Raw genomic sequence first — 22,918 nt, forward strand, 5'->3', positions numbered from 1 at the left:
GGGCACCGACGTCGGACCGGATGCCGGCGCCGCGACCGCGGAAGAAGCCGCCGTGCACCTGGTGTACCCTCGGGCCCGGCCCGCGGGCCGACCCGACGGAAGCACGCCGCGCCGACGACGTGAAGAAGGGGGACAAGGCGGGGAAGGCGGAGAAGGGCGGGAAACCGACCGGGAAGGGGCCGAAGCGGTGACGGGCGTCCCGGTCGTGCTTGGCCCGAGGGGCCGTTCGGACGACCCCACCCCGTCGGTCGGCCGGGATCGCGGGTCGGCGGACACCCGGACCCGCTCCGGGAGGGGGAGCAGGATCGTGGCATCGCCGGATGCCCCGGGCCGCGGTGAATATTCCTACGAATCTCCCCAGTTCACCGGGGTAGGCGGAGCCCGTCAGCGAAAGGGCGCGAGCGGCGCAGACGGTTCGAGGAGGACGCGATGAGCACGGGCGACAAGATCCACAACACCGGTGACAAGCTCAAGGGCACCGTCAAGGAGACCGCCGGCAAGGCCGTCGGCAACGAGCGCCTCGAAGCCGAGGGCAGGGCCGACCAGGCCAAGGGCGACCTCAAGCAGGCCGGCGAGCACGTCAAGGACGCCTTCAAGAGCTAGACGTCACCGAGCAGTTCGCGTGTGGGTCCGCCCGGCCGTCGGGCGGACCCACGCACGTCCGCGTCGGGAGGGTGCCTGTCGCCGTCCTTCCCTCCGGCGCCCGCTCCGGCCGTCCACCGCGCACCCGCCGGTGGTCCCGCGGCGGGGGCGGGCGGCCGGCGGAACGCGAGGGCGGCAGGGCAGTGGAAGCCGTGCATCGATGACAAGGGAGGCAGCTGTGGCCAGGGGCATCTGGGACTACGAGAGTGCCGAGGGGTACAACGCGGGCGACGACCTGACGGGGTACCGGGTGGAGGCCGCGGACGGCCGCATCGGCAAGGTCGACAAGCACAGCGAGGAGGTCGGGCGGGCCCATCTCGTGGTCGACACCGGTCCGTGGATCTTCGGCCGCACCGTGGTCGTCCCCGCGGGCACCATCAACCGGATCGACCACGACGACAGGTCCGTGTGGCTGGACCGCACCATGGAGGACGTCCGCAACTCACCCGAGTTCGACCCCGACGTCCACGGTGACGGTTCCGACTACCACCAAGCCCTCGGTGCCTACTACCTGGGGACCGCCTGAACCCCGGCCGGGTGCGGCGCGGGCGGGCCGTCCCGCGCCGCACCCGGCCGGGCCCGGGCGGCCTCGGCCGGGAACGCGCGCCCGTCGGCCCACCACTTCGTGGCCCGGCGTGCACCGCGGCAGCCGCGGCGGGAGGTCCCCCTCGGCGAGGTGCAGATCGGTGCGGCACACGCCGCACGCCTCCACCTCCACCTCACACCAGGATCTCGCCCGCACCGGGACGGGCGGCGGCCGGCGCTCCAGGACGAGCGGCCGGCACCGGTCGCCCCCACCGGTCCGGGGCGGGCCACCACCCAAGCCCGGTTCTCCGCGGAGGGCGGTCGCGCGTTCTCCATCGTCCACTCCGTTCTCCCGCAGCTGTCCGCACGGGCGGGTCGGTCCGTGCGCGGCTCCCCTCCAGCGGGCTCCCGTACCCGCCCGGTGCCGAGCCGGGCTGTCACCCGGGTCCGTTGTCGGGTGGAAAGGGCCGTTCGGACCCATGCGGTACCGGGCCGCTCCCAGGGAGGCTGGAGGGGACACGGGGGAGCCCGGCCGGTTGAGGAGGCGGACGTCGTGCGGACGCGACCGAGGCAGCGGAGCAACCCGCTCAGGCGGAGCAGCGACCGCGTCCAGTGGTGGGTGTCCCGGCTCCTGCTGGTGCTCGCCCTCGCCGGCCTCCCGGCGGCCGTCGCCGCCGGCCTGGCGTCCTACCACTCCCAGGCCCGGGCGGCACAGGTCCAGGCCGCCGCCCGGCACCCGGTGACGGCACGGCTCGCCGAGGACGTACCGGCCGGACTCGCCACCCGCACCGTGCCGGCCGCCGTCACCTGGACCGCCGGCGGCACCGTCCACCGGGCCGTCGTCGAGGTGGAATCCGGCCAGGGCGTCGGCGTCCCGGTGCGGATCTGGCTGGACGCGGACGGCACGGTCGTCCACGCGCCCGCCACCGCCGGCCAGGCCGCGGCGGCGGGGTGGACCGCGGCCCTGGTCACCGCCACCGCGCTGCCCCTGGTCAGCGTGCTCGCCTGGAAGGGCACGCTGTGCGTCCTCGACCGGCGCCGCTACGCCCGCTGGGACGCCGAGTGGCAGCAGGTCGAACCCCGCTGGACCCGCCGCCAGCCGAGCTGACGCGCCCGCCGACGCCTCCGTCGCCGGTCCGGCGGGCGGCGAACCGGACGCGTCATCCGCGGACTCCGCCCGGGAGGGGGTCAGTTGATGTGGAGCGTCGTGACGGTGCCGTAGTTCTTGGTGAGGGCCTCGTTCTTGCCGAAGGTGTGGCGGTACAGGGAGCCGTCGCCGGGCTCGTACTCGAAGTAGCCGGCGTTGTTGCCGCTGCTGAAGCTCGTCACCGACGACTGGTCGATCCAGATGTCGCCGGCGTTCGCGAAGCACCGCCGGAAGCCGGTGCCGTTGTCGTTGGTGACGCCGATGGTGAAGTAGTCGCCGACGAACAGGCATTCGGCGAAGTTGACCTCGTTGGTGGCGTGGGCGGGCACGGCGCCGGCGGTCAGGGCCAGCACGGCGGTTCCGGCGGCCACGGCGATCCGTCGCTTCAGCATGACGCGGACTCCCTGGGGTGCGGGTGGGGCTCGTATCGGACCGTACGGATACTAACAAGGAGTGCCCGTGCGAGTGCGGAGGGTGATGCGGCCCGGAAGTCGGCCCAGCCCCGGCCGTGGTCGGGCGGCTTCCCCGGCCGTCGGCGCCACCCCGTGCAACCGGCGTGTTGTGCGCGGGCGGGGACAGCGGGGGCGGAAGGACCCCGCACGGCGAGGGGAGCCCGGGTCCAGCACGAGCGCACCCCCTGCGCACCGCGCCCGCCGCGGGGCCGTCGACTCTCCGTGCCCGCCCGTGGCGGCGGGCCCGTGGTGGTCCGCCGCGGCGCTGCTGGTCGGCTGGGCCGGGGTGCCGGCCGTGCCGGCGGTCCGGTGGCAGGACACCATCCCCCGGTTCGCTCCACGACCGAAGCGGGCGGCGGCGATCGTCACCGACCACGGCGGACGCACCTCGCACGCGGCGATCGTCAGCCGCGAACTCGGCGTCCCCGCCCTGGTCGGCACCGGCCGGGCCACCGCGGTCCTCGCCGACGGGCAGGAGGTCACCGTCTCCTGCGCCGAGGGGGAACAGGGCCGGGTCTACGCCGGGCGGGTCGACTGGGAGGAGACCGAGACCGACCTCTCCGCGCTCCCGACCACCCGCACCCGCGTCATGCTGAACCTCGCCGACCCGGCCGCCGCCCTGCGCTGGTGGCGGCTGCCCGCCGACGGGGTCGGCCTGGCCCGCACGGAGTTCGTCGTTGTCCACCAGGTGCGGGTCCACCCGATGGCCCTGGTCCGCCCGGAGCGCCTGGACGCCGAGGACCGGCGGGCCGTCGACGCCCTCACCGACGGGTACCCCGACCGCACCGAGTACTTCGTCACCGAGTACTTCGTCGACCGGCTCGCCCAGGGCGTCGCCCAGCTCGCCGCCTCCCGGTGGCCCGACCCGGTGGTCGTCCGCACCAGCGACTTCAAGAGCAACGAGTACGCCCGCCTGCTCGGCGGCCGCCCGTTCCAGCCGCTACTACGACGACCGCTACCGGGAGGGCTTCGCGCTGGAGTGCCGGGCGCTGCGTCGGGTGCGCGAGGAGACCGGCCTGACCAACCTCGTGGTGATGATCCCGTTCTGCCCCACCCCGGGCGAGGCCGACCGGGTGCTCGCCGAGGAGTTCGCCGCCCGCTTCGACGGCTTCTCCATCGGCAGCAACGACCTCACCCAGCTCACCCTCGGCGTCGACCGGGACTCCGACCTGCTCTCCCACCTCTTCGACGAGAGCGACCCCGCCGTCACCCGATCGATCGAACACCTGGTCACCGCCGCCCACGCGGCCGGCCGCCCCGTCGGCCTGTGCGGCCAACGCCCGAGCAACGAACCGGAGTTCACCCGCTTCCTGGTGCGCTGCGGCATCGACTCGGTCTCCGTGGCGCCGGACGGCTTCGCCGCCGTCAAGCAGTGCGCCGCCGAGGCGGAGAACGAAGGCTGACGCACCGGGGCCCGGGTTGGCGAACCGTCCGCCGGCCCGGGCCCCGGCCGTTCAGCGCCCGCCCGCCCGGTAGGCCCGGGGATGCTCGAACGAGGTGTCCGCGTCGTCCTCGGTCCAGTCGAGCGCCTGGTGGACGGCCACCACGCCGTCCACCGCGCGGCACAGGCGCTCGGCGAGCGGGACGAGGCTGCGGCGGGGGAGCCGGCCGGTGAGGGTGACCACGCCGTCGTGCACGGCGACGGAGACGGCCTCCGGGGGCAGCCACAGGGCGCGGCCGAGGACCTCGTGGAGGATCTCCTCGCGGATCGCGCCGTCGTGCCGCAGGAACACCTGTAGCAGGTCGGCCCGGCTGACGATGCCGATCAGGCGGCCGGCCTCGTCCACCACCGGCAGCCGCTTGACCCGGTGGCGGTCCATCTGGCGGGCGGCCTCGCCGACGTTCCAGGACGCACGGGCGGTCACCACGGGGCTGGTCATCAGCCCGCCCGCGGTCTCCGCCTCGGCGCGGGCCTGCTCGGTGGGCCGCAGCCAGCGGCCCGGGTGCCGGTCCTCCGGGTCGGGCAGGACGGCCTCCTTGCGGAGCAGGTCCGCCTCGGAGACCACGCCGACGGGCCGGTCCTGGTCGTCGACCACCGGCACGGCGGTGACGTCGTTGCGGTGGAACAGTGCGGCGACCTCCTTGAAGGGGGTGTCCGGCCGGGCCGTCACCACCTCGCGGGTCATCAGTTCGCGGACGCTCCGGTGCTGCATGGTCCTCACTCCTCGGACGCTCGGTTCCGCCACCTCCACCATCGGCCCGCGCGCCACCGGCCCGACAGGGCCGACCGGACCCCGTACCGGGCCCCGGCGGCCCACGCGGGCGGCCCGGCGGGCAACGGAAGCTGGAAGCGAGCCCCCAGGAGGCCGCCATGGAGAACCAGCCCGCCCCGACGCCCCGCCCGGGACTGCTCACCTTCCTCGGCGGCGTCGGCACCGTCACCGGCAGCAAGTTCCTGGTCGAGACCGACCACGCCCGCGTCATGATCGACCGCGGCCCGTGCCTGGTTCGCCGCCGCCCTGGAGCGGACGCTCGCCCGCGGCGGCACCGTGGTCATCCCCTCCTTCGCCGTCGACCGCACCGAGGTCGTCCTGCACCAGCTCGCCGAACTGCGCCGCACCGGCCGCCTCCCGGCCGGCGTCCCGGTCCAGGTGGACAGCCCGATGGCGCTCGCCACCCTGCGGATCCACCGCGACGCCTTCGCCGACAAGGCCCCCGAGCTGCGCCCCGAGGTCCTGGAACGGGGCGGGGCGGCGATCGGCCCGGAGCCCTTCCACCCGGTCCGTTCCCTCCAGGAGACCCTGGCACTGGAGCACGGCCCGGGCCCCGCGGCCCTGGTCTCCGCCTCCGGCATGGCCACCGGCGGCCGGGTCGTCCACCACCTGCGCCACCTGCTGCCCGACCCCCGCAACACCGTCGTCATCGTCGGCTGCGCGGTCGAGGGCACCCGCGCCCGCGACCTGGTCCGCTGACGGACCGATCGAAAGAGGAGGAATGCCATGAGCACCGTGAGGGCCGCGGTCGGTGACCGCATCATCGTGGAGGCCACCCGCCCCGGCGCCGCCCGCCGCGACGGCGAGGTCGTCGCCCTGCACCACGCCGACGGAAGCCCGCCGTACGACGTGCGCTGGTCGGACACCGGCCGGGTCTCGGAGTACTTCCCCGGCCCGGACGCCCGGATCCACCACTACGCCCACCCCGAACCGCCGTCCCGTCCGCACCTGTTCGCGGACTGACGGTCGGGCCGGGGGCGGGCAGGTGCCGACGAGCCCAATTTTATCGACAGGAGTGTCGGGAACCTGGGCTAGGATGCTGACACTGGTGTCGGTAAACCCTGTCGATGCCTTCCCGCGCCTTGGAACAGGTGGAATTCGGATGTACACGGTGATGAACCGGATGGCGGTCCCCGCAGTCGATGCGGAGGCGTTCGAGGAGCGGTTCGCCGCGAGCATGCGCGCGACGCTGCCCGGGGTGGACGGACTGCTGGGGGCGCGGCTGCCGCGTCCGCAGCAGGAGGGCGGGGTCTACGTGGCGGTGACGGACTTCGCGGACGAGGCGGCGTTCGCGGCCTGGACGCGCTCGGAGTCCTTCCGGGCCGCGCACGGGCCGTCCGAGGGCGGGGCGTCCGCCGACGGGGCGGGCGGCGGCGTGGAGACGTTCGAGACCGTCGCCCCCGTCGGCGCCTGAAGCGAAGGGTCCTGCCGTGTTCCTCGCCCTCCGTGACCTGCGCTTCGCCCGCGGGCGGTTCGCCCTGATCGGCGCCGTGGTCGGCATGATCGCCGTCCTCGGCGTCATCCTGTCCGGGCTGGCCAGCGGCCTCGCCGACTCCGGCGTCTCCGCGCTGCGCGCCCTGCCCGTCACCCACCTCGCCTTCGACCGCTCCGCCACCGGCGAGCTGTTCTCCCGCTCCACCGTCACCACCGACACCGCCGCCCGCTGGGCCGACCGGCCCGGCGTCTGCAAGGCCGAGCCGCTCGGCCAGCAGCTCGTGCACGCCCAGCTCGGCGGCCCCGGCGGCAAGCAGCTCGACCTGGCCGTCCTCGGCGTCGAGCCCGGCGGTTTCCTCGCCCCCGCGCCGCTGTCCGGGAAGCCACTGGCCGACGCCGCCCCGAACGGCGTCCTGGTCAGCGCGGAGATCATCGAGGAGGGCGTCAAGATCGGCGACCGCCTCACCGCCGGCCAGGCCGGAACCGAACTGACCGTCACCGGCACGCTCGGCCACGCCTCCTTCGGTCACGTCGGCGTCGTCTACGCACCCCTGCCGCTGTGGCAGCAGCTCCACTACGGCCTGCCCGGCCCGCTGCCCGACGCCGCCGCCCACCAGGCCACCGCCGTCGCCCTGCAACTCGCCCCCCACGCCGACACCGCCGCCGCCGACCAGGCCCTGGGCACCCGGGCCGTCGACAAGGCCGGCAGCTACGGCGCCTCGCCCGGCTACACCGCCGAATCCAGCACCATGACCCTCATCCGCGCCTTCCTCTACGCCATCTCCGCCCTCGTCGTCGGCTCGTTCTTCACCGTCTGGACCATCCAGCGCCGCCACGAGATCGCCCTGCTCAAGGCGATCGGCGCCTCCACCCGCTACATCCTGCGCGACGCCCTCACCCAGGCCGCCGCCGTCCTGCTCGCCGCCACCGCCGCCGGAACCGCCGTCGGCCTGGCCCTCGGCGGCGCGATGAACGGCTCCGCCCCCTTCTCCCTCCAGGCCGACCAGGTCACCCTCGCCGCCCTGCTGCTCATCGTGCTGGGACTCGCGGGCGCCGCGGCCGCCATCCGCCGCATCACCAAGGTCCAGGCCCTCAGCGCACTCGGAGCCAACCGATGACCCACCCCGCACCCACCCGCGGCGCCGCCGGCGCCCCCGCCGAAGCCGCCACGCTGCGCCTGACCGGCGTCACCCTGCGCCTGGGCAGCGACCGGCAGCAGGTCACCGCCCTCGACGCCGTCGACCTGGCCGTCGCCCCCGGGCAGCTCGTCGCCGTCACCGGCCCCTCCGGCTCGGGCAAGTCCAGCCTCCTCGCGGTGGCCGGCGGCCTGCAGACCCCCACCGCCGGCACCGTCCACATCGCCGGAGTCGACCTGACCACCCTCAAGGAGCACCAGCGCACCGCCCACCGCCGCCGCCACATCGGCTACGTCTTCCAGCACGCCAACCTCTTCGCCTCCCTCACCGCCCGCGAACAGCTCCTGCTCACCGCCCACGTCGCCGGACGCCTCGACCGCGAGACCCGGCAGCGCGCCGACGAACTCCTCGAAGCCGTCGGCATGGCAGCCCGCGCCGACCACCGCCCCGACCGCCTCTCCGGCGGCGAGCGCCAGCGCGTCGGCATCGCCCGGGCCCTGGTCCTCGCCCCCGAGGTCCTGCTCGTCGACGAGCCCACCTCCGCCCTGGACCGCGCCCGCGCCCGCGACATCGTCGACCTGCTCGCCGAGCGGACCCGCGCCCACCGCACCGCCACCGTCATGGTCACCCACGACCACGAGATACTGGACGCGGCCGACCGCGTCCTGACCCTGCGGGACGGCCGCCTGAGCTGACCGAGCCCACGAAAGGCGCCCCCGCCGCATGCCGAAGATCAACGCCGCCACCGTCGCCGAGCACCGTGCCCAGCAACGCGCCGCGCTGATCCGGGCCGCCGTCGACGTCCTCGTCGAACAGGGCGCCGCCGCCGTCACCCCGGCCGCGGTCGGCGCCCGCGCCGGGCTCGCCCGCTCCAGCTTCTACCAGTACTTCCCCTCCGCCGCCGCCCTGCTCGCCGCGATCGTCGAAGAGGCGTTCACCGCCGCCGACACCGCCACCGCCCGGGCCCTCGCCGACGTCCACGACCCCGCCGCCCGGCTCGACGCCTTCGTCCGCACCGAACTCCTCCTCGCCGCCCGCGGCGCCCACCGCCCGGCCAGGGCCCTCCTGCAGGCCGACCTCCCGCCCGAGTGCCTGGCCCGCGTCCACGAACTCCACCACCGGCACTACGCCCCCCTCCAGGCCGCGATCACCGCCCTGACCGGCGGAGCCGACACCCCCGACCTGACCGCCCGACTCGTCGGCGGCACCGTCCAGGCCGCCATGACCGCCGTCGAGCAGGGCGCCGACCCCGACCGCGTCGCCGACCGCGCCCTCGCCCTCCTGCGCCACGGCCTGACCCCGCCGACCGGCTAGGAGTGGAGCCCGCCGCCCGGCCGGCGGTGTCCGTCCCGTGGCTCCGGCGCGTCCGAGCCCGGCTGCCCGTCGACCGCCGCCGCCCGCGGGCGCCGGGGCCCGGGACGTGCTGGTGAGCGACCCGGTCACGCCGGACGGCAACTCGCCGTACCCGGGCGCCGCCCAACTCCTCCGGCGCCCCGCCGGGCCCACCGATGCCGAGATCGGCGCCGGATGCGGTTCTCCACCCTCGCCGCCCGCCTCGGCCTCCTCCCCCGACCCGTTCCGCCGCGGCACGCTCCTCGCCGCTCGCGCCCTGAGCACGGCCGAACGCGACCGGCCCGCTACCAGCGTCGAAGCCCTCGAAGCCGGCCACGGCCGGTCGCCCGACCCCGACCGGCCCTGGAGCGCGGACCTGCGCGCCTCCTTCCACCAACTGCTCGCCGGGGCCGCCGGACTGCTGCTGAGCCGCCCCATGGCGGACGACGGTCACCTGGCACACTGGGCCCGGACGGCCGAACAGCACCCCGGCGACCCCGACCGGGAGTTCGCCCGCGCCATCGGCTCCCTGCCCGTCTTCGTGGCGAGCCGCGAAGGACGGCCGGAGCGCGACCGGCCCCGCACCACCGTCCTCAACGGGACCTGGCCGACCTGGTCACCCGGGCGAAGGCGGCGGCCGACGGCGACCTGGTCTGCTTCGGCGGCGCGGGCCTCGCCTCCGGCCTGCTCCGCGCGGACCCGCCCGACGAACTCCGACTCTTCACCGACCCCGGCTCCGCCGGCACCGGCTTCACCGACCCCGGCCGCACGGTCCTCAGCCCCTGGCCGGCCACCCGCACCTACCGCGCCTCCTCCTCCACCGCCCACGCCTGCGGCGGCGTCGAGACCCGCTGGACGCGGTGACGCCGGCACGGCACCGCAGGGCGTAGCGCCCGCCCCCCCGGGCGGGTGAGCGGCTACGCCCGGCGGACGCGGGCGGTGGTGCGCCGGTAGAGGCGGGTGCCGAGGGTGCGCCACAGGAGCCGGGCGGGGGCGGGCATCTGGCCGAGGAACAGTCGCCGTTCCTGCTCGGTCGCGTCCTCCAAGATCGCGCCGAGGAAGACCAGGAGCCTGGTCCTGGGCACGCTGCGGCGCCCGCGGTCCCCGACCTCGGACCACTCGCGGGGCGTGATGTGATCGGCCATCAGCGGCAGCAGGTGCGCCTCCTCGTCGTCCATGTGGGTGACGGCGTGCCGGTCGAGCACGCGCAGGGCCTCGGCGAGCCGCAGCGCGGTGTCGCGGTCGGCCCGGGCGCGCCAGTGGTGGGTCAGTTCGGTGGCCGCGGCGAGCGCGCCGGCGACGTCCTGGTGCTGCTCGGCCATCCGCGCGACCACGTCCGAGCCGGGGGCGGCCCGTTCCCGCAGCTTGGGCCAGAGCAGGTCGTCCTCGCCCTCGTGGTGCTCGCCCAGGGCGCCGAGGACCAGGTCGAGGTGGTCGGCAAGCACGGCGGTGCGCCGCCGGTCGCCCGGGGCGGCGGCCTCCACCAGGCCGGCCAGGAGCGGTACTTCGCGGCGGAAGACGCGGTGCAGGACGACCATCTCCTGCGGGTCGAGACGCTCGTCGGCGGTGGCCGGGGCGGCGGTGGCGGGCATCGGGCTCCACTCCTGCGGGGGAACGGTGATCGTTCCGGAGCGCCGCAGCCTAGTACGCCGGTGGGGTCCGACGTGACGGCCGCCGGCCCGCCCGTCGGATCGTTCACGGAGGGGGCCTGTCCGGCGCGGGTGCCCGCCGTGGGTCGGGCGGGCGGGCCGGGGCGGACCGGTCGGCGGGTCCGCGCGGGCGGTTCGCGCACCGGCTCGCGCGGAGCCGGTCACGGGAGGCCGGTCACGGCTGCGGCGAGCGCCCGGGCCACGGGCACCGGCGCCGTACCGCCCCGCCCCTCACCGCCCCTTACCGGGCAGCGGACGGCGGCGCAGCCGGCGCAGGTACGGGTCGAACGGGCGGCGCGGATCGCCGCCGGGTCCGGGCGGCCGCGGCGCTGAGCCGGGGCGGCGGTTCAGCGCCCCGCAGCCGGGCGGAGGGTGTCGTCGGTGCGGTGGTCGAGCAGCACGGTGACGTCCACGACGCCGTCCACGCTGCGGCACAGGCGTTCCAGCACGTCGGCGAGGCTGCGCCGCTCCACCGTGCCGGTCAGGGTGACCCGGCCCTCCTCGACCGTGACGCCGAGGGCGTCCGGGGACAGGCCCATCGTCTCGTCGAGGACGTCGTGGCGGATCTCCTCGCGGATCGCCCGGTCCTGCCGCAGGAAGACCCGCAGCAGGTCGCCGCGGCTGACGATGCCGATCAGCCGGCCGGCCTCGTCGACGACGGGCAGCCGCTTGAGGTGCGCGTGCTGCATCCGGCGGGCAGCCTCGACGGCCGTCCACTCGGGACGGCAGCACAGCGCCGGACGGCTCATCAGCTCGCCCGCGGTGGTGGCCCGGCTGCGGGCGGCCTGCTCGGGGGGCAGGCCGGGGGTGAGCAGCAGCCCGGACGGGTCCTCCCGGGCGCACTCGCCGAGCAGCAGGTCCGCCTCGGAGACGATCCCGACGGGCCGGTCCTCGGCGTCCAGCACGGGTACCGCCGTGATGTCGTGCTCGGCCAGCAGCCGGGCGATCTCCTTGAACCCGGTGCCGGGTCGCACGCTCACCACCGGACGGGTCATCAGTTGTCCCACGGTTCGGTGTCGCATCGTCGCTCCCCTTGTCTGTCGCTGTCGCTGTCCGTGTACGGTCGCGGCTCACGGCGCGTCGTGGCGGACCACGACGACCGGGCAGGGCGCGTGCTGGACGCAGTGCTGGCCGACCGAGCCCAGCAGCGCCCCGGTGAAGCCGCCGTGGCCGCGGCTCCCGACCACCAGCAGTTCGGCGCCGCGCGCCGCGGCCAGCAGGGCCGCGACCGCGCCGCCCTTGACGACCCGGGTGGTGGTCCGCACCGGGCGCCCGTGGTCGGACACCTCGGCGACCGCGTTGTCGAGGACCTTGCGCGCGATGCCGGCCCCGAACTCCCCGTCGTCGAGGTGCCCGCTCCAGCCCGGGGCGGACGGGTGCAGCCAGGCGGTCACCGCCTCGACCTCCGCCCCGACCGCGCGCGCCTGACCGACCGCCCAGCGCAGCGCGGCCACGGAGGACGAGGACCCGTCCACCCCGACCACGATCCTCCGCGGTGCCGCGTCCTGTTCCCGCATGGCCTTCCTCCCCTGCTTCCGTGTTCCGGTGGTGCCCTCACCCTCCTCCCCGCGGCGCCCGGCGGCGTAGGGCCGCTGGGGCCGACCCGGGGGACCATCGGGCCCTGCCGGGGCGGCCGGCGGGAGCGGCAGCATGACACCGCGGGCGGGACACCGGGTCACCGCCGAACGGAAGGGAACGGCCATGGCGGACGGAATCGTGACCGGGTTCGACGGATCGGCGCGCTCCGGGGCCGCGGTCGACTGGGCCGCCGCCGAGGCGGCCCGGCGGGGCGTGCCACTGCGCGTCGTGCACGCCTGGCCCTGGCTCGGCTCGGCCGACGGCGACGGGCCCGCGGCGGCTCCCCGCCGGGGCGCCCTGCGGGAGCTGGACGGGACCGCCGACCGGCTGCGCGGCGTCCATCCGGGGCTGGAGGTGGTCACCGAGGCGGTGGCCGACGACCCCGCCGACGCCCTGCTCGCCCGCGCCGCCGACCACGGGCTCGTGGTGCTGGGCTCGCGCGGCCTCGGCGGTTTCGCCGGGCTGCTGGTGGGCTCGGTCGGGCTGGCCGTCGCCGCCCGCAGCGCCACTCCGGTGGTGCTGGTCCGCGAGGGCGCCTCCGCCGAGGGCGCCGAGGGTGCCGACCGCCCCGAGATCGTGGTCGGGGTGGCGGGCGGGCCCTCGGCGGCGGTGCTGGAGTTCGCGTTCGCCGAGGCGGAGCTCCGGGGCGCGCGGGTGCGGGCGGTGCACGGCTGGGAGGCCGTCCCGTTCTGGACGGCGGCGGGCTGGATGCCGCCCCGGGAGGACGTCGAACTCCGGGGCGCCGAGATCCGGGACGAACTGGCCGAGGTGCTCGAACCCGTCCGCTCGGCGCACCCCGGCGTCGAAGCCGTGATCGAGACCAGGACCGGGGGCGCCGCGAACGCGCTGGTCGCCGCGTCCGCCCGCGCCGACCTGGTCGTGGTCGGCCGCCGCGAGCACCGCCTCGGTACCCGGCTCGGCACGGTCGCGCACGCGGCGGTGCACCACTGCACGGCCCCGGTCGCCGTCGTCCCGCACGGCTGACCGCCGCGCCCCGGCGCGGGTCAGTCCTCCTCGCCGGACGGCGTGCTGGTGATCCGGCGCCCGCTGACGGACGTCGGCCGGATCCGGATCCAGAGCGTGCGCGGCCCGCCCGCCCAGGGCTGGACGGCGAGGTCGCGCATCAGCCGTTGGAGCGTCCCGTGGTCCTCGATCCGTTCGGCGGTGCCGGTGACCAGCACGCTCCAGCCGGTGTGGCGGTGGTCGTCGATCCGGTCGACCTCGAAGGACACGGCGGTGCCGGGCGCGGCGGCGGCGGCGCCGTGCTCGTGGGTGCGGTAGACGACACTGCCGCGGTCGACGGTGTAGTTCACCGGGAAGACGGCGGGCTCCGGGTCGCCGGGCAGGGCGATCCGGCCGACGCCCCGGGCGTCGACCTTCTCCCAGCACTCCTCCTCGGTGAGGCGCACCAGCACCGGCCGGGGCGCGGGGGAGCCCTGCCCCGGGGGCCGGTCGGAGCGGCCGTCGACGAGTTCGCGGTAGGTCAGGCCGAGGGCGGCGGCGATCCGCAGGAAGCCGTTGGGGTCGAAGCCGGGTCCGGCCGTGATCAGGAACTCCAGGTACGGGCGTGACATGCCGGCCTCGCGGGCCAGCGCGGCGGGGCCGAGGCCGAGCACGGCCCGGCGGTCGGCGATCCGGCGGGCGATCGCGTCCGCGGTCTCCGGATCGGTCTGCGGCTGCGTGAGCACGGGTCCCACCTCCTGGGGTCAGGTCCGGAACAGGGCGACCTTGAGCGCCCCGGTGTCGGCGGCGTCGGCGAACACGTCGTACGCCTCCTGCATCTCGCCGAGGCCGAACCGGTGGGTGACCAGCCCGTCCACGTCGAGCCGTTCCGCGGCGAGCAGGTCGAGCAGCAGCGGGGTGCTGCCGGTGTCGACCAGGCCCGTGGTGATGGTGACGTCCTTGATCCACAGGTCCTCCAGGTGCAGCACGGCGGGCCCGCCGTGCACGCCGACGTTGGCGACCCGCCCGCCGGGCCGCACCACCCGGGTGCAGAGTTCGAAGGTCTCGGGGACGCCGACCGCCTCGATCGCCACGTCCACGCCCAGCCCGTCGGGGCCCAGCACGCGCACCGCGCCCTCGGTGTTGCCGTCGCCGCGCAGCACCTCGTCGGCCCCGGCCCGCTCGGCGGCCTCCAGCCGGTTCGCGGCCAGGTCGACGGCGACGATCCGGCGCGGCCCGTACAGCCGGGCGGTGGCGATCGCGGCCAGCCCGATCGGCCCCGCGCCGACCACCGCGACGGTGTCGCCGGGGCCGACCCGGCCGTTGCGGACGCCCACCTCGAAGGCGGTGGGCAGGACGTCGGCGAACATCAGCGCGGTCTCGTCCGCGATGCCGTCCGGCAGCCGGTGCAGCGAGTTGTCGGCGAAGGGGGTCCGCACGTACTCGGCCTGGGTGCCGTCGACCAGGTGCCCGAGGACCCAGCCGCCGCCGCCCGTGCACTGCCCGTACATGCCGCGCCGGCAGTACGCGCAGCGGCCGCAGGCCGAGACGCACGACACCAGCACCCGGTCGCCGGTCGCCACGGTGCGCACCGCGCTGCCGGTCTCGACGACCGTGCCGACGGCCTCGTGGCCCAGCACCCGGCCCTCGGTGACCTCGGGGACGTCGCCCTTCAGGATGTGCAGGTCGGTGCCGCAGATCGTGACGGCGTCCACCCGGACGATCGCGTCCTCCGGGTCCCGGAGCACCGGGAACGGGACCTCGCCCCAGGTGCGGCGGCCGGGCCCGTGGTAGGTCAGTGCCAGCATCGCTCTCACGTCCTCGTGTCGATCGCGGGTGCTCCCACCTCCAGCCTCCCCGCCGTCCGGGCGGCGGCCATGGGCCTGCCAGGGTCGGCTCCGGGGCCGACCGGCCCCATCGGACGGCGCCCTCCGGACGGCGCGCCTACGCTGGAAGGCGCCGTCACCGAGCCCGGAGGATCACGGTGAGCAGCGCAGAGGAGAGCCCGACCCCGTTGCCGCAGCTCAAGCTCGACGACCTGCTGGACGAGCTGCAGAGCCGCCTGGACGCCGCGCGCGGCACCCGCGACCGGGTGCACAGCCTGCTGGAGGCCGTCCTGGCGGTCGGCCGCGACCTGGAGCTGACCCAGGTGCTGCGGCACATCGTCGAGGCCGCGGTGACCCTGGTCGACGCCCGGTACGGGGCGCTCGGGGTGATCGGCGAGGACCGGAAGCTGTCGCAGTTCGTCCCGGTCGGCCTCTCCGAGGAACAGGCCCGCCGGATCGGCCCGCTGCCCTCCGGTCACGGCATCCTCGGCGAGCTGATCCGCCACCCCGAGCCGCTGCGCCTGCCCCGGCTCGCCGACCATCCCGCCTCCTACGGCTTCCCGCCGCACCACCCGCCGATGAACAGCTTCCTCGGCGTGCCGATCCGGATCCGCGGCAAGGTGTTCGGCAACCTCTACCTGACCGAGAAGCGCGGCGCCGAGGAGTTCGACGCCGAGGACGAGTCGGTGCTGGAGACGCTCGCCGTCGCGGCCGGCGTGGCCATCGAGAACGCCCGGCTGTACGCCCGGGCCCGGCTGCGCGAGCAGTGGCTCGCCGCCGGGGCCGCCGTCACCAACAGCCTGCTGTCCGGCAGCGCCGAGCAGGAGGTGCTCGACCTGCTGGTGGCCCGCGCCGCCGAGATCGCCCGCGCCGACCTCGCGGTGGTCGCCCTGCCGCTGCCGGAGAGCGGCGAACTGGAGGTGCGGATCGCCGTCGGCCACGGCGACCGCGAGCACCGGGGCCTGGTGCTCCCGCTGGAGGGCTCCTTCATGGGCGCGGCCGCCCGCACCGCGACCCTGGTGACCAGTGCGGACGTCCACCACGATCCGCGGATCACCTTCGGACCGCCCCGCTGGGAGGGCCTTGGCCCCGCGGCCGCGGTGCCCATCGGCACCACCGACCTGGGCGTGCGCGGCGTGCTGATGCTGGCCAGGACCACCGGGTCGCCGCTCTTCGAACCCGATGAGTCGACCCCGCTCATGGGTTTCGCCGGGCAGGCCGCCCTCGCCATGGAACTGGCCGAGCGCCGCCGCGACTCCGAGCAGGTCGCCCTGCTCCAGGAACGCGACCGGATCGCCCGCGACCTGCACGACCTCGCCATCCAGCGGCTGTTCGCGGTCGGCATGACCCTGCAGGGCGCCACCCGCTTCATCAACCACCCGCAGGCCGAGGAGCGGGTGCTGCGGGCCATCGACGAACTCGACGAGACCGCCAGGACCATCCGCGCCACCATCTTCGGACTGCGGGCGCGCGAGGCCGGACCGGCCGCCCACGGCCTGCGCGCCGCCGTGGCCGAGGCCGTCGAACGGGCCACCGGGGTGCTGGGCTTCGCCCCCGCCCTGCGGATGACCGGCCTGCTCGACGTCGGCGTGCCCGGGCGGGTCGCCGACGAGGCCGCCGCCGTCCTCCAGGAGGCGCTGTCCAACGCGGCCAAGCACGCCGGGGCGAGCGCCGTCGAGGTGGTGGTCGAGAGGGACGAGGAGCACCTGACGGTCACCGTCGTCGACGACGGCGCGGGCCTGCCCGAGGGCGGCCGGCGCAGCGGGCTGGCGAACCTGGCCGAGCGGGCCGCCGCGCTGGGCGGCGGGTTCCGGGCCCGGGCCCGGCCCGCCGGCGGCACCGAACTGGTGTGGAAGGTCCCGCTGCCGGACGACTGAACGCCGGACCGCCCGCGGCACCTCAGCCGTCGATCACCTCGGCGGCGGGCAGCCGCGGGGTCGGCGCGCCCTCCGGGCCGTAGCCGAACCGGATCAGCATCTGCGCGAACGCGGGCCCGTGCCGGGCGTCCCTGGCCTCCCAGCGCAGGAACCGCCACTCCATCGCCTGGTGCAGCAGCGAGGCCCGCACGCCGTGCACCGTCGCGGCCAGCAGCACGTGCTCCAGCGCCAGGCCGGCCCGCAGCCAGTCCTCCGGCCCGTCCCCGTGCGTCAGCAGGACGGCGATCCGCGGGTGCGCCTCGAACCGCGCCGGCGCCAGGTGCCGTTCCGGGGCGAGCGCGCCGAAGTCCCGCATCGGCAGGCGCCCGTCCGCGTCCTGCGGTCCCAGGGCGGAGACGGGGACGCCGTACGGCCGCGCACCGGCCTCCTGGACCCATCGGCGGCTCTCGGCCCGCTGGGCGGGGTCGACGGTGTTGCGGCGCTCGGCCTCGGCGGTCAGCCGCAGCAGCCGCGCCGTCTCCGCCCCGTCGGGCAGCAGCAGCTCCGCGCCCTCCGCCCGGGCCGCCTCCGCGAACCCGGCGAGCACTCCCTCGGGCACCGGCGGTCCGGTGAACGGCGAACGGGCCGAGTGCCGCCGCCAGATCGCGTCGTACAGCGCGTCGACGGCCGGCAGGCGGCAGCCGGCCCCCTCGTCGAGCCGGACCCCGGCCAGCAGCCCGGGTTCACCCGGGTCGGGCAGCAGCCGCACCTCGGGGGCCCAGCCGAGGTGGCGGGCGGCGGTGCGCAGGTTGAGCACGGCGGCGCCCACCGAGACGTGCAGCGCCCGGCCCTGCGGATCGGTGGCCGGCAGGGCGCGCTCGGTGGCGGCCCGCACCTCCAGCACGGAGGTCTCGGGCACCAGGCGGAAGCGCCACGGCTGGGTGTTGTGGAGGGACGGCGCCGCGACCGCGGCGGACACCAGGGTCTCCAGGGCGGGCGCGTCCAGCACCGGGGCGGTCACGGCGTCCACCCCGTTCCGCCCTCGCCGCCCGCACCGCGCAGGGCGTCCAACCGGTGCCGGTACTCGTCGGGGTCGATCTCGCCGCGGGCCAGGCGCTCGGCGAGCACCTGTTCCGGGTCCGGCCGTGACTGCGCCGGATGCTGCCTGCCGGGGTGCCCCAGGTAGCGCAGGAGCACGACCGCCGCGGCGACCAGCAGACCCAGCACCAGCAGGGTGAGCAGCGCCATCAGGCCGACGCCCCACCCGTTCATCCCGTCGTGATCGTGCCAGTACATCATCACGGCCTCCCGGGGCCGGTGGGCGCCGGGGCGGCGCCCCTCACCGTCCACGGTGCGCCGGGGGAGCCGCGCCGGGCATGGGCCGAGCGGCCCCTTCCGGCCGTCCGGTCGGGTCCCGGTGCGGCGGCCGGGCGGCGCGGTGCTCGTCCTCGGCGTGCGCGGCCAGCACCGCCGCCTGCAGGCGCCGTTCCACGCCCAGTTTGCCGAGCAACCGGGAGATGTGGTTCTTGACGGTCTTCTCCGACAGGTACAGCTCGTGCCCGATCTCGCGGTTGGTCCTCCCCTCGCCGATCAGCGCCAGGATCTCCCGCTCGCGCGGGGTCAGCCGGGACAGCGCCGCCTCCGCGCCGCTCTCCTCGTGGTGGCGCAGGCGCTCCATCAGCTTGCGGGTGGTGGCCGGGTCGAGCATCGACTGCCCGGCGGCCACCGTGCGCACCGCGGTGAGCAGGTCGGCCCCCTTGACCTGCTTGAGCACGTACCCGGCGGCCCCGGCCATGATCGCGTCCAGCAGGGCGTCGTCGTCGTCGAAGGAGGTCAGCATCAGGCAGGCCAACTCCGGCATCCGGTCCCGCAGCTCCCGGCAGACCGTCACCCCGTCCCCGTCCGGCAGCCGCACGTCCAGCAGCGCCACCCGGGGCCGGAGCGCCGGGACGCGGGCCAGCGCCTGCGCGCAGCTGCCCGCCTCGCCGACCACCTCGACGTCCGGTTCCGCCTCCAGCAGGTCCCGCACCCCGCGCCGGACCACCTCGTGGTCGTCGAGCAGGAACACCGTCACGCGCTGCCCGGCCGTGCCGGACTGGGTCTCGTCCATGAGGACTCCCCGGGACGTCGGATCCGATCCCCTCCGATTCTGCCCGCCGACCGGTCGCCCGGCGCGGCGCCGGGGCGGCGCGCACACTGGAACCCGGACCCGCACCACAGGAGGCGGACCGTGGACCACGACTCCCGGGTACGGCGGATGCCCGACCCGTGGACCCTGCGGTGGAGCGGGTACGAGCCCGCCGAGGAGGGGCTGCGCGAAGCCCTGTGCGCCGTCGGCAACGGCTACCTGGCCACCCGGGGCGCCGCGCCCGAGGCGGTCGCGGACGGCGCGCACTACCCGGGCACCTACCTGGCCGGCTGCTACGACCGCACCGAATCCCCCGTCGGCGGCCGGACGTTCACCCACGAGGACCTGGTCAACTGCCCGAACTGGCTGCCCGTCACCTTCCGCCGCGCGGGCAGCGCCTGGTTCACCGGACCGCCCGAGCAGCAGGAACTCGAACTCGACCTGCGCCGCGGCGTCCTCACCCGCCGCGCCCTGTGCACGGACGCCGAGGGCCGCCGCACCCGGCTGCTCCAGCGCCGGATCGCCAGCCAGGCCAGGCCGCACCTCGCCGCGCTGGAGACCGTCCTCACCCCCGAGGACTGGTCCGGCCCGCTGGAGGTCCGCTCCACCCTCGACGGCACCGTCACCAACGGCGGCGTGCCCCGCTACGCGGGCCTCACCGACCGCCACCTGACGCCACTGGGCCAGGGCTCGGAACCGGACGGGACGCTGTGGCTGCAGGCGTCCACCGGCGCGGGCCGACGGATCGCGCTCGCGGCCCGCCACCGCCCGCACCCCGCCGCGTCCGCGTCCGACGGCGGCACCCGGCCCGGCCTGACCACCCGGACCTTCCCGCTGGACGCCGTCGCCGGAGCCCCCGTGACCCTCCACAAGACCGTCGCCGTCCACACCTCGCACGACCCGGCCACCGGCGACCCGCTCGACGCCGCCCGGCGATCGGCCGCCGAGGCCCCCGACTTCGACGCCCTGCTGGAGGAACACGCCCGGCGCTGGGAGCAGTTGTGGCGCCGCTGCCGGATCGACGCCGACTTCCCCGGCCTCGGCCCGCTCCACCTCTCCCTGTTCCACCTGCTGCAGACCTACTCCGAGCACTCCGCCGACCTGGACGTCGGCATCCCGGCCCGCGGCCTGCACGGCGAGGCGTACCGGGGCCACGTCTTCTGGGACGAACTGTTCGTGCTGCGCCTGCTCGACCTGCACTTCCCCGAACTCGCCCGCGCCGCACTGCGCTACCGCCACCGGCGCCTGGACGCCGCCCGGCACGCCGCCCGCGCCGAGGGCCGCCGCGGCGCGAGCTACCCGTGGCAGAGCGCCGCCGACGGCCGCGAGGAGTCCGCCCGGGTCCACCTCAACCCGCTGTCGGGGCGCTGGCTGCCCGACCACAGCCACCGGCAGCGGCACGTCGGCTCGGCCGTCGCCTACAACGTCTGGCAGTACTACCAGGCCACCGGTGACCGGGACTTCCTCGCGGAGGCGGGAGCGGAGACCCTGGTGGAGACCGCCCGCTACTGGGCCTCGGCCGCCGAGTACGCACCCGCCCGGCAGCGCTGGTCGATCCGGGGCGTGCTCGGGCCCGACGAGTACCACGACGCCTACCCCTGGGCCGACGGGCCGGGCCTGGACGACAACGCGTACACCAACGTCCTCGCCTCCTGGGTGCTGGCCCGCGCCGCCGACGCCCTCGGCCTCCTCCCCGGCCGCCGCCGCGCCGAACTCGCCGAGCGCCTCGCCCTCGACGCCGCCGAGCTCGACCGCTGGCAGGAGGTCGGCCGCCACCTGCACGTGCCCTTCCACGACGGGGTGGTCAGCCAGTTCGACGGCTACGAGCGCCTCGCCGAACTCGACTGGGACGCCTACCGCCGCCGCTACCCCGACCTGCGCCGCCTCGACCGGATCCTGGAGGCCGAGGGCGACAGCGCCAACCGCTACCGGGTCTCCAAGCAGGCCGACGCCCTGATGCTCTGGTACCTCTTCTCCGCCCGTGAGGTGCGCGACCTGCTGCGGCGGCTCGGCCACCCGGCCGGCCACGAACTGATGCGCCGCACCGCCTCCTACTACCTGCCGCGCACCGTCCACGGCTCCACCCTCAGCTCCGTGGTGCACGCCTGGGTGCTCACCCGCTGCGACCGCCGCGCCTCCTGGCGGCACTTCCGCGACGCCCTCACCGCCGACCTGCGCGACTCCCAGGGCGGCACCACCCGGGAGGGCGTCCACCTCGGGGCGATGGCCGGCGCCGTGGACCTGCTGCAACGCTGCTACACCGGCCTGGAACTGCGCGAGGACGCCCTGTGGCTGGACCCGCGACTGCCCTCCGCGCTCGACTCCCTCGCCATGGACCTGCGCTACCGGGGCCACTGGGGCGTGCGGATCACCGTCGACCGGAAGAACGTGACGGTCGCCCTCGACCCGGACCACCAGGAGCCCGTCGCAGTGCGCCTGCGCGGCACGGTCGCCCGGGTCGGACCCGGCGAGAGCCGCACCTTCGCACTCTGACCGGGACGGGCCCCGTGTCCCGCCCGGTGGGGCCGGTCGGCCCTCGCCCGTCGGACGGGCCGCGTCTAGCGTGGAAGTGATCCGGCCGTCACCGGACAACGGCCGCCACAGCCGGTGGAGGAGCCATGACATCGCCCACCGCACCCCGCCCGATCGTGCTGGGCGTCGACGCCCGGCAGGTCAGCCCGATGGTGGTCGGCTGGGCCGCCGACGAGGCCGAACGGCGCGGACTGCCGCTGCGACTGGTGCACGCCGTCCCCGACGAACCCCGCGACCGACGAGGCGAGGGCCCCGCCTACCTGAGCTCCCTGCGCGACGCCGGGGCACAGGCCCTGGAGAAGGCCGAGGGCATGGTCGCCGAACGCCGTCCCGGGCTGCGCTTCCGGTCGGTGCTGCGCGACGGCCCCCCGGCCCCGGTGCTGTGCGCGGAGTCCGAGGGGGCCGCGCTGGTGGTCCTCGGCACCCGACGGCTGGGCCGCCTCGCGGAGGTGCTCAGCCGCTACTCGGTGACCGTCCCGGTCAGCGCCCAGGCGCACTGCCCGGTGGCCGTGGTGCGCGAGCCCGAGCACACCACCCCCCAACCGCCCTACGTCGTGGTCGGCGTCGACGGCTCCCCGGCCTGCGGCCCCGCGGTGCGCTTCGCCGCCGACCTGGCCGCCCGCCGGGGCGCGGCCCTGCGCGCCGTGCGGGTCCGGCGCACCCCCGTACGGCCGTTCGAGCCGCTGGAGGACGAGGCGGAGGTCCGGCGGCGCCTGTTCGAGTCCACCGCGGGCTGCGCCGCCGACGAACCCGACCTCGACCTCACCCACGAGGTCGTCCCGGGCGATCCCGTCGAGGAACTCGTCCGGATCGCCGCCCACGCGCTGGCCGTCGTGGTCGGCCGCCACGGCCGGGGCGGCCTCACCGGCCTGCGGCTCGGGTCCGTCCCGCACGGCCTGATCCGTGCCGCGCCCTGTCCCGTGGTCACCGTCCCCGCCGGTCCCGGAACCGAGGAACCACTGCAACGAGAGAGGTGAGCGGACGATGCGTGCCGTGATCGTCTACGAGAGCTCGTACGGCAACACCGGACAGGTCGCGGCCGCGATCGCCGACGGCGTCCGGCGGGCGGACCCGGACGCCGAAGTGCGGTGCCTGCCGGTGGCCGAGGCCGCGGCCGCGGCCGTCGGGGACGTCGACCTGCTGGTGGTCGGCGGCCCCACCCACATGCGCGGGATGTCCACCCGGCTCAGCCGCACCCTGGCCGCCAAGGCGGGCGCACCCGAGCACGGTCCGGGCCTGCGGTCCTGGCTCCGCGCGCTGCCCGACGGCGGGCCGGGCGCCCGCGCCGCCGCGTTCGACACCCGCGCCGAGGCGAAGCACGCCGGCGCGGCGGCCGACGGCATCGCCGCCCGCCTCGCCGGGCACCACTGGGACCTCGCGGCCGAGCCCGCCGGCTTCCTGGTGGAGGACACCGGCGGGCCGCTGCGCGCGGGCGAGACGGACCGGGCGAGGGCCTGGGGCGCGGGGCTCGCCCGTCGGTGAGACCGTGGCGTGACGACCACCGGGGCATCCCGCGCAGGGGCGGG

The 22,918-nt window shown here is 76.2% G+C and carries 27 protein-coding genes and 1 pseudogene; 17 read left to right on the forward strand and 11 right to left on the reverse strand.

What is annotated here, in order from left to right:
* The 3 genes from ACWEO5_RS18895 to ACWEO5_RS18905 form a co-directional block, all read left to right on the forward strand.
* Positions 1 to 433: DUF5709 domain-containing protein (locus ACWEO5_RS18895; protein ID WP_452163434.1), on the forward strand; the 433-nt coding region annotated here is incomplete at its 5' end.
* Complete coding sequence (locus ACWEO5_RS18900) at positions 430 to 603, forward strand: CsbD family protein (RefSeq protein ID WP_452163435.1); 174 nt, start codon at positions 430 to 432, stop codon at positions 601 to 603. The genes ACWEO5_RS18895 and ACWEO5_RS18900, both read left to right, overlap by 4 nt.
* Before the next feature lie 217 nt (positions 604 to 820).
* Positions 821 to 1,168: a PRC-barrel domain containing protein gene (locus tag ACWEO5_RS18905; RefSeq protein WP_452163436.1), complete on the forward strand. Its 348-nt coding sequence runs from the start codon at positions 821 to 823 to the stop codon at positions 1,166 to 1,168.
* On the opposite strand, the gene ACWEO5_RS18910 is transcribed toward ACWEO5_RS18905, so the two are convergent.
* A complete protein-coding gene (locus ACWEO5_RS18910; RefSeq protein ID WP_452163438.1) occupies positions 1,085 to 1,648 on the reverse strand; it encodes an alcohol dehydrogenase catalytic domain-containing protein in 564 nt (187 codons plus the stop codon). The genes ACWEO5_RS18905 and ACWEO5_RS18910 overlap by 84 nt on opposite strands.
* A 72-nt stretch (positions 1,649 to 1,720) precedes the next feature.
* On the opposite strand from ACWEO5_RS18910, the gene ACWEO5_RS18915 reads away from it, so the two are divergent.
* Entirely contained in the window at positions 1,721 to 2,275 is a 555-nt protein-coding gene (locus tag ACWEO5_RS18915) for an Rv1733c family protein (protein ID WP_452163439.1), read from the forward strand.
* A gap of 80 nt (positions 2,276 to 2,355) precedes the next feature.
* Here ACWEO5_RS18915 and ACWEO5_RS18920 read toward each other — a convergent pair whose 3' ends face one another.
* A complete protein-coding gene (locus tag ACWEO5_RS18920; RefSeq protein WP_452163440.1) occupies positions 2,356 to 2,706 on the reverse strand; it encodes a beta/gamma crystallin domain-containing protein in 351 nt (116 codons plus the stop codon).
* 85 nt (positions 2,707 to 2,791) lie between these two features.
* Between ACWEO5_RS18920 and ACWEO5_RS18925 the strand changes: the two are divergent.
* Positions 2,792 to 3,610 (forward strand): annotated as a pseudogene (locus ACWEO5_RS18925) (PEP-utilizing enzyme); the annotation flags it as partial.
* Positions 3,611 to 3,764: 154 nt separating this feature from the next.
* Positions 3,765 to 4,169 carry a putative PEP-binding protein gene (locus ACWEO5_RS18930; protein WP_452163441.1) on the forward strand — a complete coding sequence of 135 codons (405 nt, stop codon included), beginning with the start codon at positions 3,765 to 3,767 and terminating at the stop codon, positions 4,167 to 4,169.
* Positions 4,170 to 4,220: 51 nt separating this feature from the next.
* Here ACWEO5_RS18930 and ACWEO5_RS18935 read toward each other — a convergent pair whose 3' ends face one another.
* Positions 4,221 to 4,919 carry a CBS domain-containing protein gene (locus ACWEO5_RS18935; RefSeq protein WP_452163442.1) on the reverse strand — a complete coding sequence of 233 codons (699 nt, stop codon included), beginning with the start codon at positions 4,917 to 4,919 and terminating at the stop codon, positions 4,221 to 4,223.
* Between the two features lie 336 nt (positions 4,920 to 5,255).
* Between ACWEO5_RS18935 and ACWEO5_RS18940 the strand changes: the two genes are divergently transcribed.
* The 6 genes from ACWEO5_RS18940 (at position 5,256) to ACWEO5_RS18965 (ending at position 8,863) form a co-directional block, all read left to right on the forward strand.
* Positions 5,256 to 5,678, forward strand: coding sequence for a hypothetical protein (locus tag ACWEO5_RS18940; protein WP_452163443.1), 423 nt, complete (start codon positions 5,256 to 5,258; stop codon positions 5,676 to 5,678).
* Between the two features lie 27 nt (positions 5,679 to 5,705).
* Positions 5,706 to 5,942: a DUF1918 domain-containing protein gene (locus tag ACWEO5_RS18945; RefSeq protein ID WP_452163444.1), complete on the forward strand. Its 237-nt coding sequence runs from the start codon at positions 5,706 to 5,708 to the stop codon at positions 5,940 to 5,942.
* A 139-nt stretch (positions 5,943 to 6,081) separates the two neighbouring features.
* Positions 6,082 to 6,393, forward strand: a complete 312-nt coding sequence (locus ACWEO5_RS18950; protein WP_452163445.1) for an antibiotic biosynthesis monooxygenase family protein — start codon at positions 6,082 to 6,084, stop codon at positions 6,391 to 6,393.
* Positions 6,394 to 6,409: 16 nt separating this feature from the next.
* On the forward strand, positions 6,410 to 7,531 hold the full coding sequence (locus ACWEO5_RS18955; RefSeq protein WP_452163446.1) for an FtsX-like permease family protein: 1,122 nt from the start codon (positions 6,410 to 6,412) through the stop codon (positions 7,529 to 7,531).
* On the forward strand, positions 7,528 to 8,244 hold the full coding sequence (locus tag ACWEO5_RS18960) for an ABC transporter ATP-binding protein (RefSeq protein ID WP_452163447.1): 717 nt from the start codon (positions 7,528 to 7,530) through the stop codon (positions 8,242 to 8,244). Before ACWEO5_RS18955 ends, ACWEO5_RS18960 begins: the two co-directional genes overlap by 4 nt.
* Before the next feature lie 28 nt (positions 8,245 to 8,272).
* On the forward strand, positions 8,273 to 8,863 hold the full coding sequence (locus tag ACWEO5_RS18965) for a TetR/AcrR family transcriptional regulator (RefSeq protein WP_452163448.1): 591 nt from the start codon (positions 8,273 to 8,275) through the stop codon (positions 8,861 to 8,863).
* A gap of 935 nt (positions 8,864 to 9,798) precedes the next feature.
* On the opposite strand, the gene ACWEO5_RS18970 is transcribed toward ACWEO5_RS18965, so the two are convergent.
* The 3 genes from ACWEO5_RS18970 to ACWEO5_RS18980 form a co-directional block, all read right to left on the reverse strand.
* Positions 9,799 to 10,473, reverse strand: coding sequence for a hemerythrin domain-containing protein (locus tag ACWEO5_RS18970; RefSeq protein WP_452163449.1), 675 nt, complete (start codon positions 10,471 to 10,473; stop codon positions 9,799 to 9,801).
* Positions 10,474 to 10,877: 404 nt separating this feature from the next.
* Positions 10,878 to 11,552: a CBS domain-containing protein gene (locus tag ACWEO5_RS18975; RefSeq protein WP_452163450.1), complete on the reverse strand. Its 675-nt coding sequence runs from the start codon at positions 11,550 to 11,552 to the stop codon at positions 10,878 to 10,880.
* A gap of 48 nt (positions 11,553 to 11,600) precedes the next feature.
* Positions 11,601 to 12,047: a universal stress protein gene (locus tag ACWEO5_RS18980; RefSeq protein ID WP_452163451.1), complete on the reverse strand. Its 447-nt coding sequence runs from the start codon at positions 12,045 to 12,047 to the stop codon at positions 11,601 to 11,603.
* A 184-nt stretch (positions 12,048 to 12,231) separates the two neighbouring features.
* Here ACWEO5_RS18980 and ACWEO5_RS18985 point away from each other — a divergent pair, with 184 nt between their 5' ends.
* A complete protein-coding gene (locus ACWEO5_RS18985; protein ID WP_452163452.1) occupies positions 12,232 to 13,092 on the forward strand; it encodes a universal stress protein in 861 nt (286 codons plus the stop codon).
* 20 nt (positions 13,093 to 13,112) lie between these two features.
* Here the strand turns inward: ACWEO5_RS18985 and ACWEO5_RS18990 are convergent, their stop codons facing one another.
* Both ACWEO5_RS18990 and ACWEO5_RS18995 read right to left on the reverse strand, forming a co-directional pair.
* On the reverse strand, positions 13,113 to 13,796 hold the full coding sequence (locus ACWEO5_RS18990; protein WP_452163453.1) for a helix-turn-helix domain-containing protein: 684 nt from the start codon (positions 13,794 to 13,796) through the stop codon (positions 13,113 to 13,115).
* An 18-nt stretch (positions 13,797 to 13,814) separates the two neighbouring features.
* Entirely contained in the window at positions 13,815 to 14,858 is a 1,044-nt protein-coding gene (locus ACWEO5_RS18995; RefSeq protein ID WP_452163454.1) for a zinc-dependent alcohol dehydrogenase family protein, read from the reverse strand.
* A gap of 176 nt (positions 14,859 to 15,034) precedes the next feature.
* Here ACWEO5_RS18995 and ACWEO5_RS19000 point away from each other — a divergent pair, with 176 nt between their 5' ends.
* The gene (locus ACWEO5_RS19000; protein ID WP_452163455.1) at positions 15,035 to 16,753 is read left to right on the forward strand and encodes a GAF domain-containing protein; all 1,719 of its coding nucleotides are present in this window, start codon (positions 15,035 to 15,037) and stop codon (positions 16,751 to 16,753) included.
* 22 nt (positions 16,754 to 16,775) lie between these two features.
* Here the strand turns inward: ACWEO5_RS19000 and ACWEO5_RS19005 are convergent, their stop codons facing one another.
* The 3 genes from ACWEO5_RS19005 to ACWEO5_RS19015 are packed head-to-tail and all read right to left on the reverse strand — an operon-like array spanning position 16,776 to position 18,842.
* Positions 16,776 to 17,762: an Acg family FMN-binding oxidoreductase gene (locus ACWEO5_RS19005; RefSeq protein WP_452163456.1), complete on the reverse strand. Its 987-nt coding sequence runs from the start codon at positions 17,760 to 17,762 to the stop codon at positions 16,776 to 16,778.
* Positions 17,750 to 18,031, reverse strand: a complete 282-nt coding sequence (locus ACWEO5_RS19010; protein WP_452163457.1) for an SHOCT domain-containing protein — start codon at positions 18,029 to 18,031, stop codon at positions 17,750 to 17,752. The genes ACWEO5_RS19005 and ACWEO5_RS19010 overlap by 13 nt, the downstream gene beginning before the upstream one ends.
* Positions 18,032 to 18,071: 40 nt before the next feature.
* Complete coding sequence (locus ACWEO5_RS19015) at positions 18,072 to 18,842, reverse strand: response regulator (protein WP_452163458.1); 771 nt, start codon at positions 18,840 to 18,842, stop codon at positions 18,072 to 18,074.
* Between the two features lie 120 nt (positions 18,843 to 18,962).
* On the opposite strand from ACWEO5_RS19015, the gene ACWEO5_RS19020 reads away from it, so the two are divergent.
* The 3 genes from ACWEO5_RS19020 to ACWEO5_RS19030 all read left to right on the forward strand — a co-directional run bounded on the left by ACWEO5_RS19020 (position 18,963) and on the right by ACWEO5_RS19030 (position 22,874).
* Positions 18,963 to 21,353, forward strand: a complete 2,391-nt coding sequence (locus ACWEO5_RS19020; RefSeq protein WP_452163459.1) for a glycoside hydrolase family 65 protein — start codon at positions 18,963 to 18,965, stop codon at positions 21,351 to 21,353.
* 125 nt (positions 21,354 to 21,478) lie between these two features.
* Positions 21,479 to 22,369 carry a universal stress protein gene (locus ACWEO5_RS19025; RefSeq protein ID WP_452163460.1) on the forward strand — a complete coding sequence of 297 codons (891 nt, stop codon included), beginning with the start codon at positions 21,479 to 21,481 and terminating at the stop codon, positions 22,367 to 22,369.
* Between the two features lie 7 nt (positions 22,370 to 22,376).
* Positions 22,377 to 22,874, forward strand: a complete 498-nt coding sequence (locus ACWEO5_RS19030) for a flavodoxin family protein (protein WP_452163461.1) — start codon at positions 22,377 to 22,379, stop codon at positions 22,872 to 22,874.
* Positions 22,875 to 22,918 lie beyond the last annotated feature (44 nt).

The organism is Kitasatospora sp. NPDC004272, from assembly GCF_053603035.1.

What these genes read in the sequence shown, in the direction of transcription:
- ACWEO5_RS18900 (WP_452163435.1), top strand. Translation starts at nt 430, where the DNA reads ATGAGCACGGGCGACAAGATCCACAACACCGGTGACAAGCTCAAGGGC.
- ACWEO5_RS18910 (WP_452163438.1), bottom strand. Translation starts at nt 1,648, where the DNA reads ATGGGTCCGAACGGCCCTTTCCACCCGACAACGGACCCGGGTGACAGC.
- ACWEO5_RS18920 (WP_452163440.1), bottom strand. Translation starts at nt 2,706, where the DNA reads ATGCTGAAGCGACGGATCGCCGTGGCCGCCGGAACCGCCGTGCTGGCC.
- ACWEO5_RS18935 (WP_452163442.1), bottom strand. Translation starts at nt 4,919, where the DNA reads ATGCAGCACCGGAGCGTCCGCGAACTGATGACCCGCGAGGTGGTGACG.
- ACWEO5_RS18945 (WP_452163444.1), top strand. Translation starts at nt 5,706, where the DNA reads ATGAGCACCGTGAGGGCCGCGGTCGGTGACCGCATCATCGTGGAGGCC.
- ACWEO5_RS18950 (WP_452163445.1), top strand. Translation starts at nt 6,082, where the DNA reads ATGTACACGGTGATGAACCGGATGGCGGTCCCCGCAGTCGATGCGGAG.
- ACWEO5_RS18960 (WP_452163447.1), top strand. Translation starts at nt 7,528, where the DNA reads ATGACCCACCCCGCACCCACCCGCGGCGCCGCCGGCGCCCCCGCCGAA.
- ACWEO5_RS18965 (WP_452163448.1), top strand. Translation starts at nt 8,273, where the DNA reads ATGCCGAAGATCAACGCCGCCACCGTCGCCGAGCACCGTGCCCAGCAA.
- ACWEO5_RS18970 (WP_452163449.1), bottom strand. Translation starts at nt 10,473, where the DNA reads ATGCCCGCCACCGCCGCCCCGGCCACCGCCGACGAGCGTCTCGACCCG.
- ACWEO5_RS18975 (WP_452163450.1), bottom strand. Translation starts at nt 11,552, where the DNA reads ATGCGACACCGAACCGTGGGACAACTGATGACCCGTCCGGTGGTGAGC.
- ACWEO5_RS18980 (WP_452163451.1), bottom strand. Translation starts at nt 12,047, where the DNA reads ATGCGGGAACAGGACGCGGCACCGCGGAGGATCGTGGTCGGGGTGGAC.
- ACWEO5_RS18985 (WP_452163452.1), top strand. Translation starts at nt 12,232, where the DNA reads ATGGCGGACGGAATCGTGACCGGGTTCGACGGATCGGCGCGCTCCGGG.
- ACWEO5_RS18995 (WP_452163454.1), bottom strand. Translation starts at nt 14,858, where the DNA reads ATGCTGGCACTGACCTACCACGGGCCCGGCCGCCGCACCTGGGGCGAG.
- ACWEO5_RS19010 (WP_452163457.1), bottom strand. Translation starts at nt 18,031, where the DNA reads ATGATGTACTGGCACGATCACGACGGGATGAACGGGTGGGGCGTCGGC.
- ACWEO5_RS19015 (WP_452163458.1), bottom strand. Translation starts at nt 18,842, where the DNA reads ATGGACGAGACCCAGTCCGGCACGGCCGGGCAGCGCGTGACGGTGTTC.
- ACWEO5_RS19025 (WP_452163460.1), top strand. Translation starts at nt 21,479, where the DNA reads ATGACATCGCCCACCGCACCCCGCCCGATCGTGCTGGGCGTCGACGCC.
- ACWEO5_RS19030 (WP_452163461.1), top strand. Translation starts at nt 22,377, where the DNA reads ATGCGTGCCGTGATCGTCTACGAGAGCTCGTACGGCAACACCGGACAG.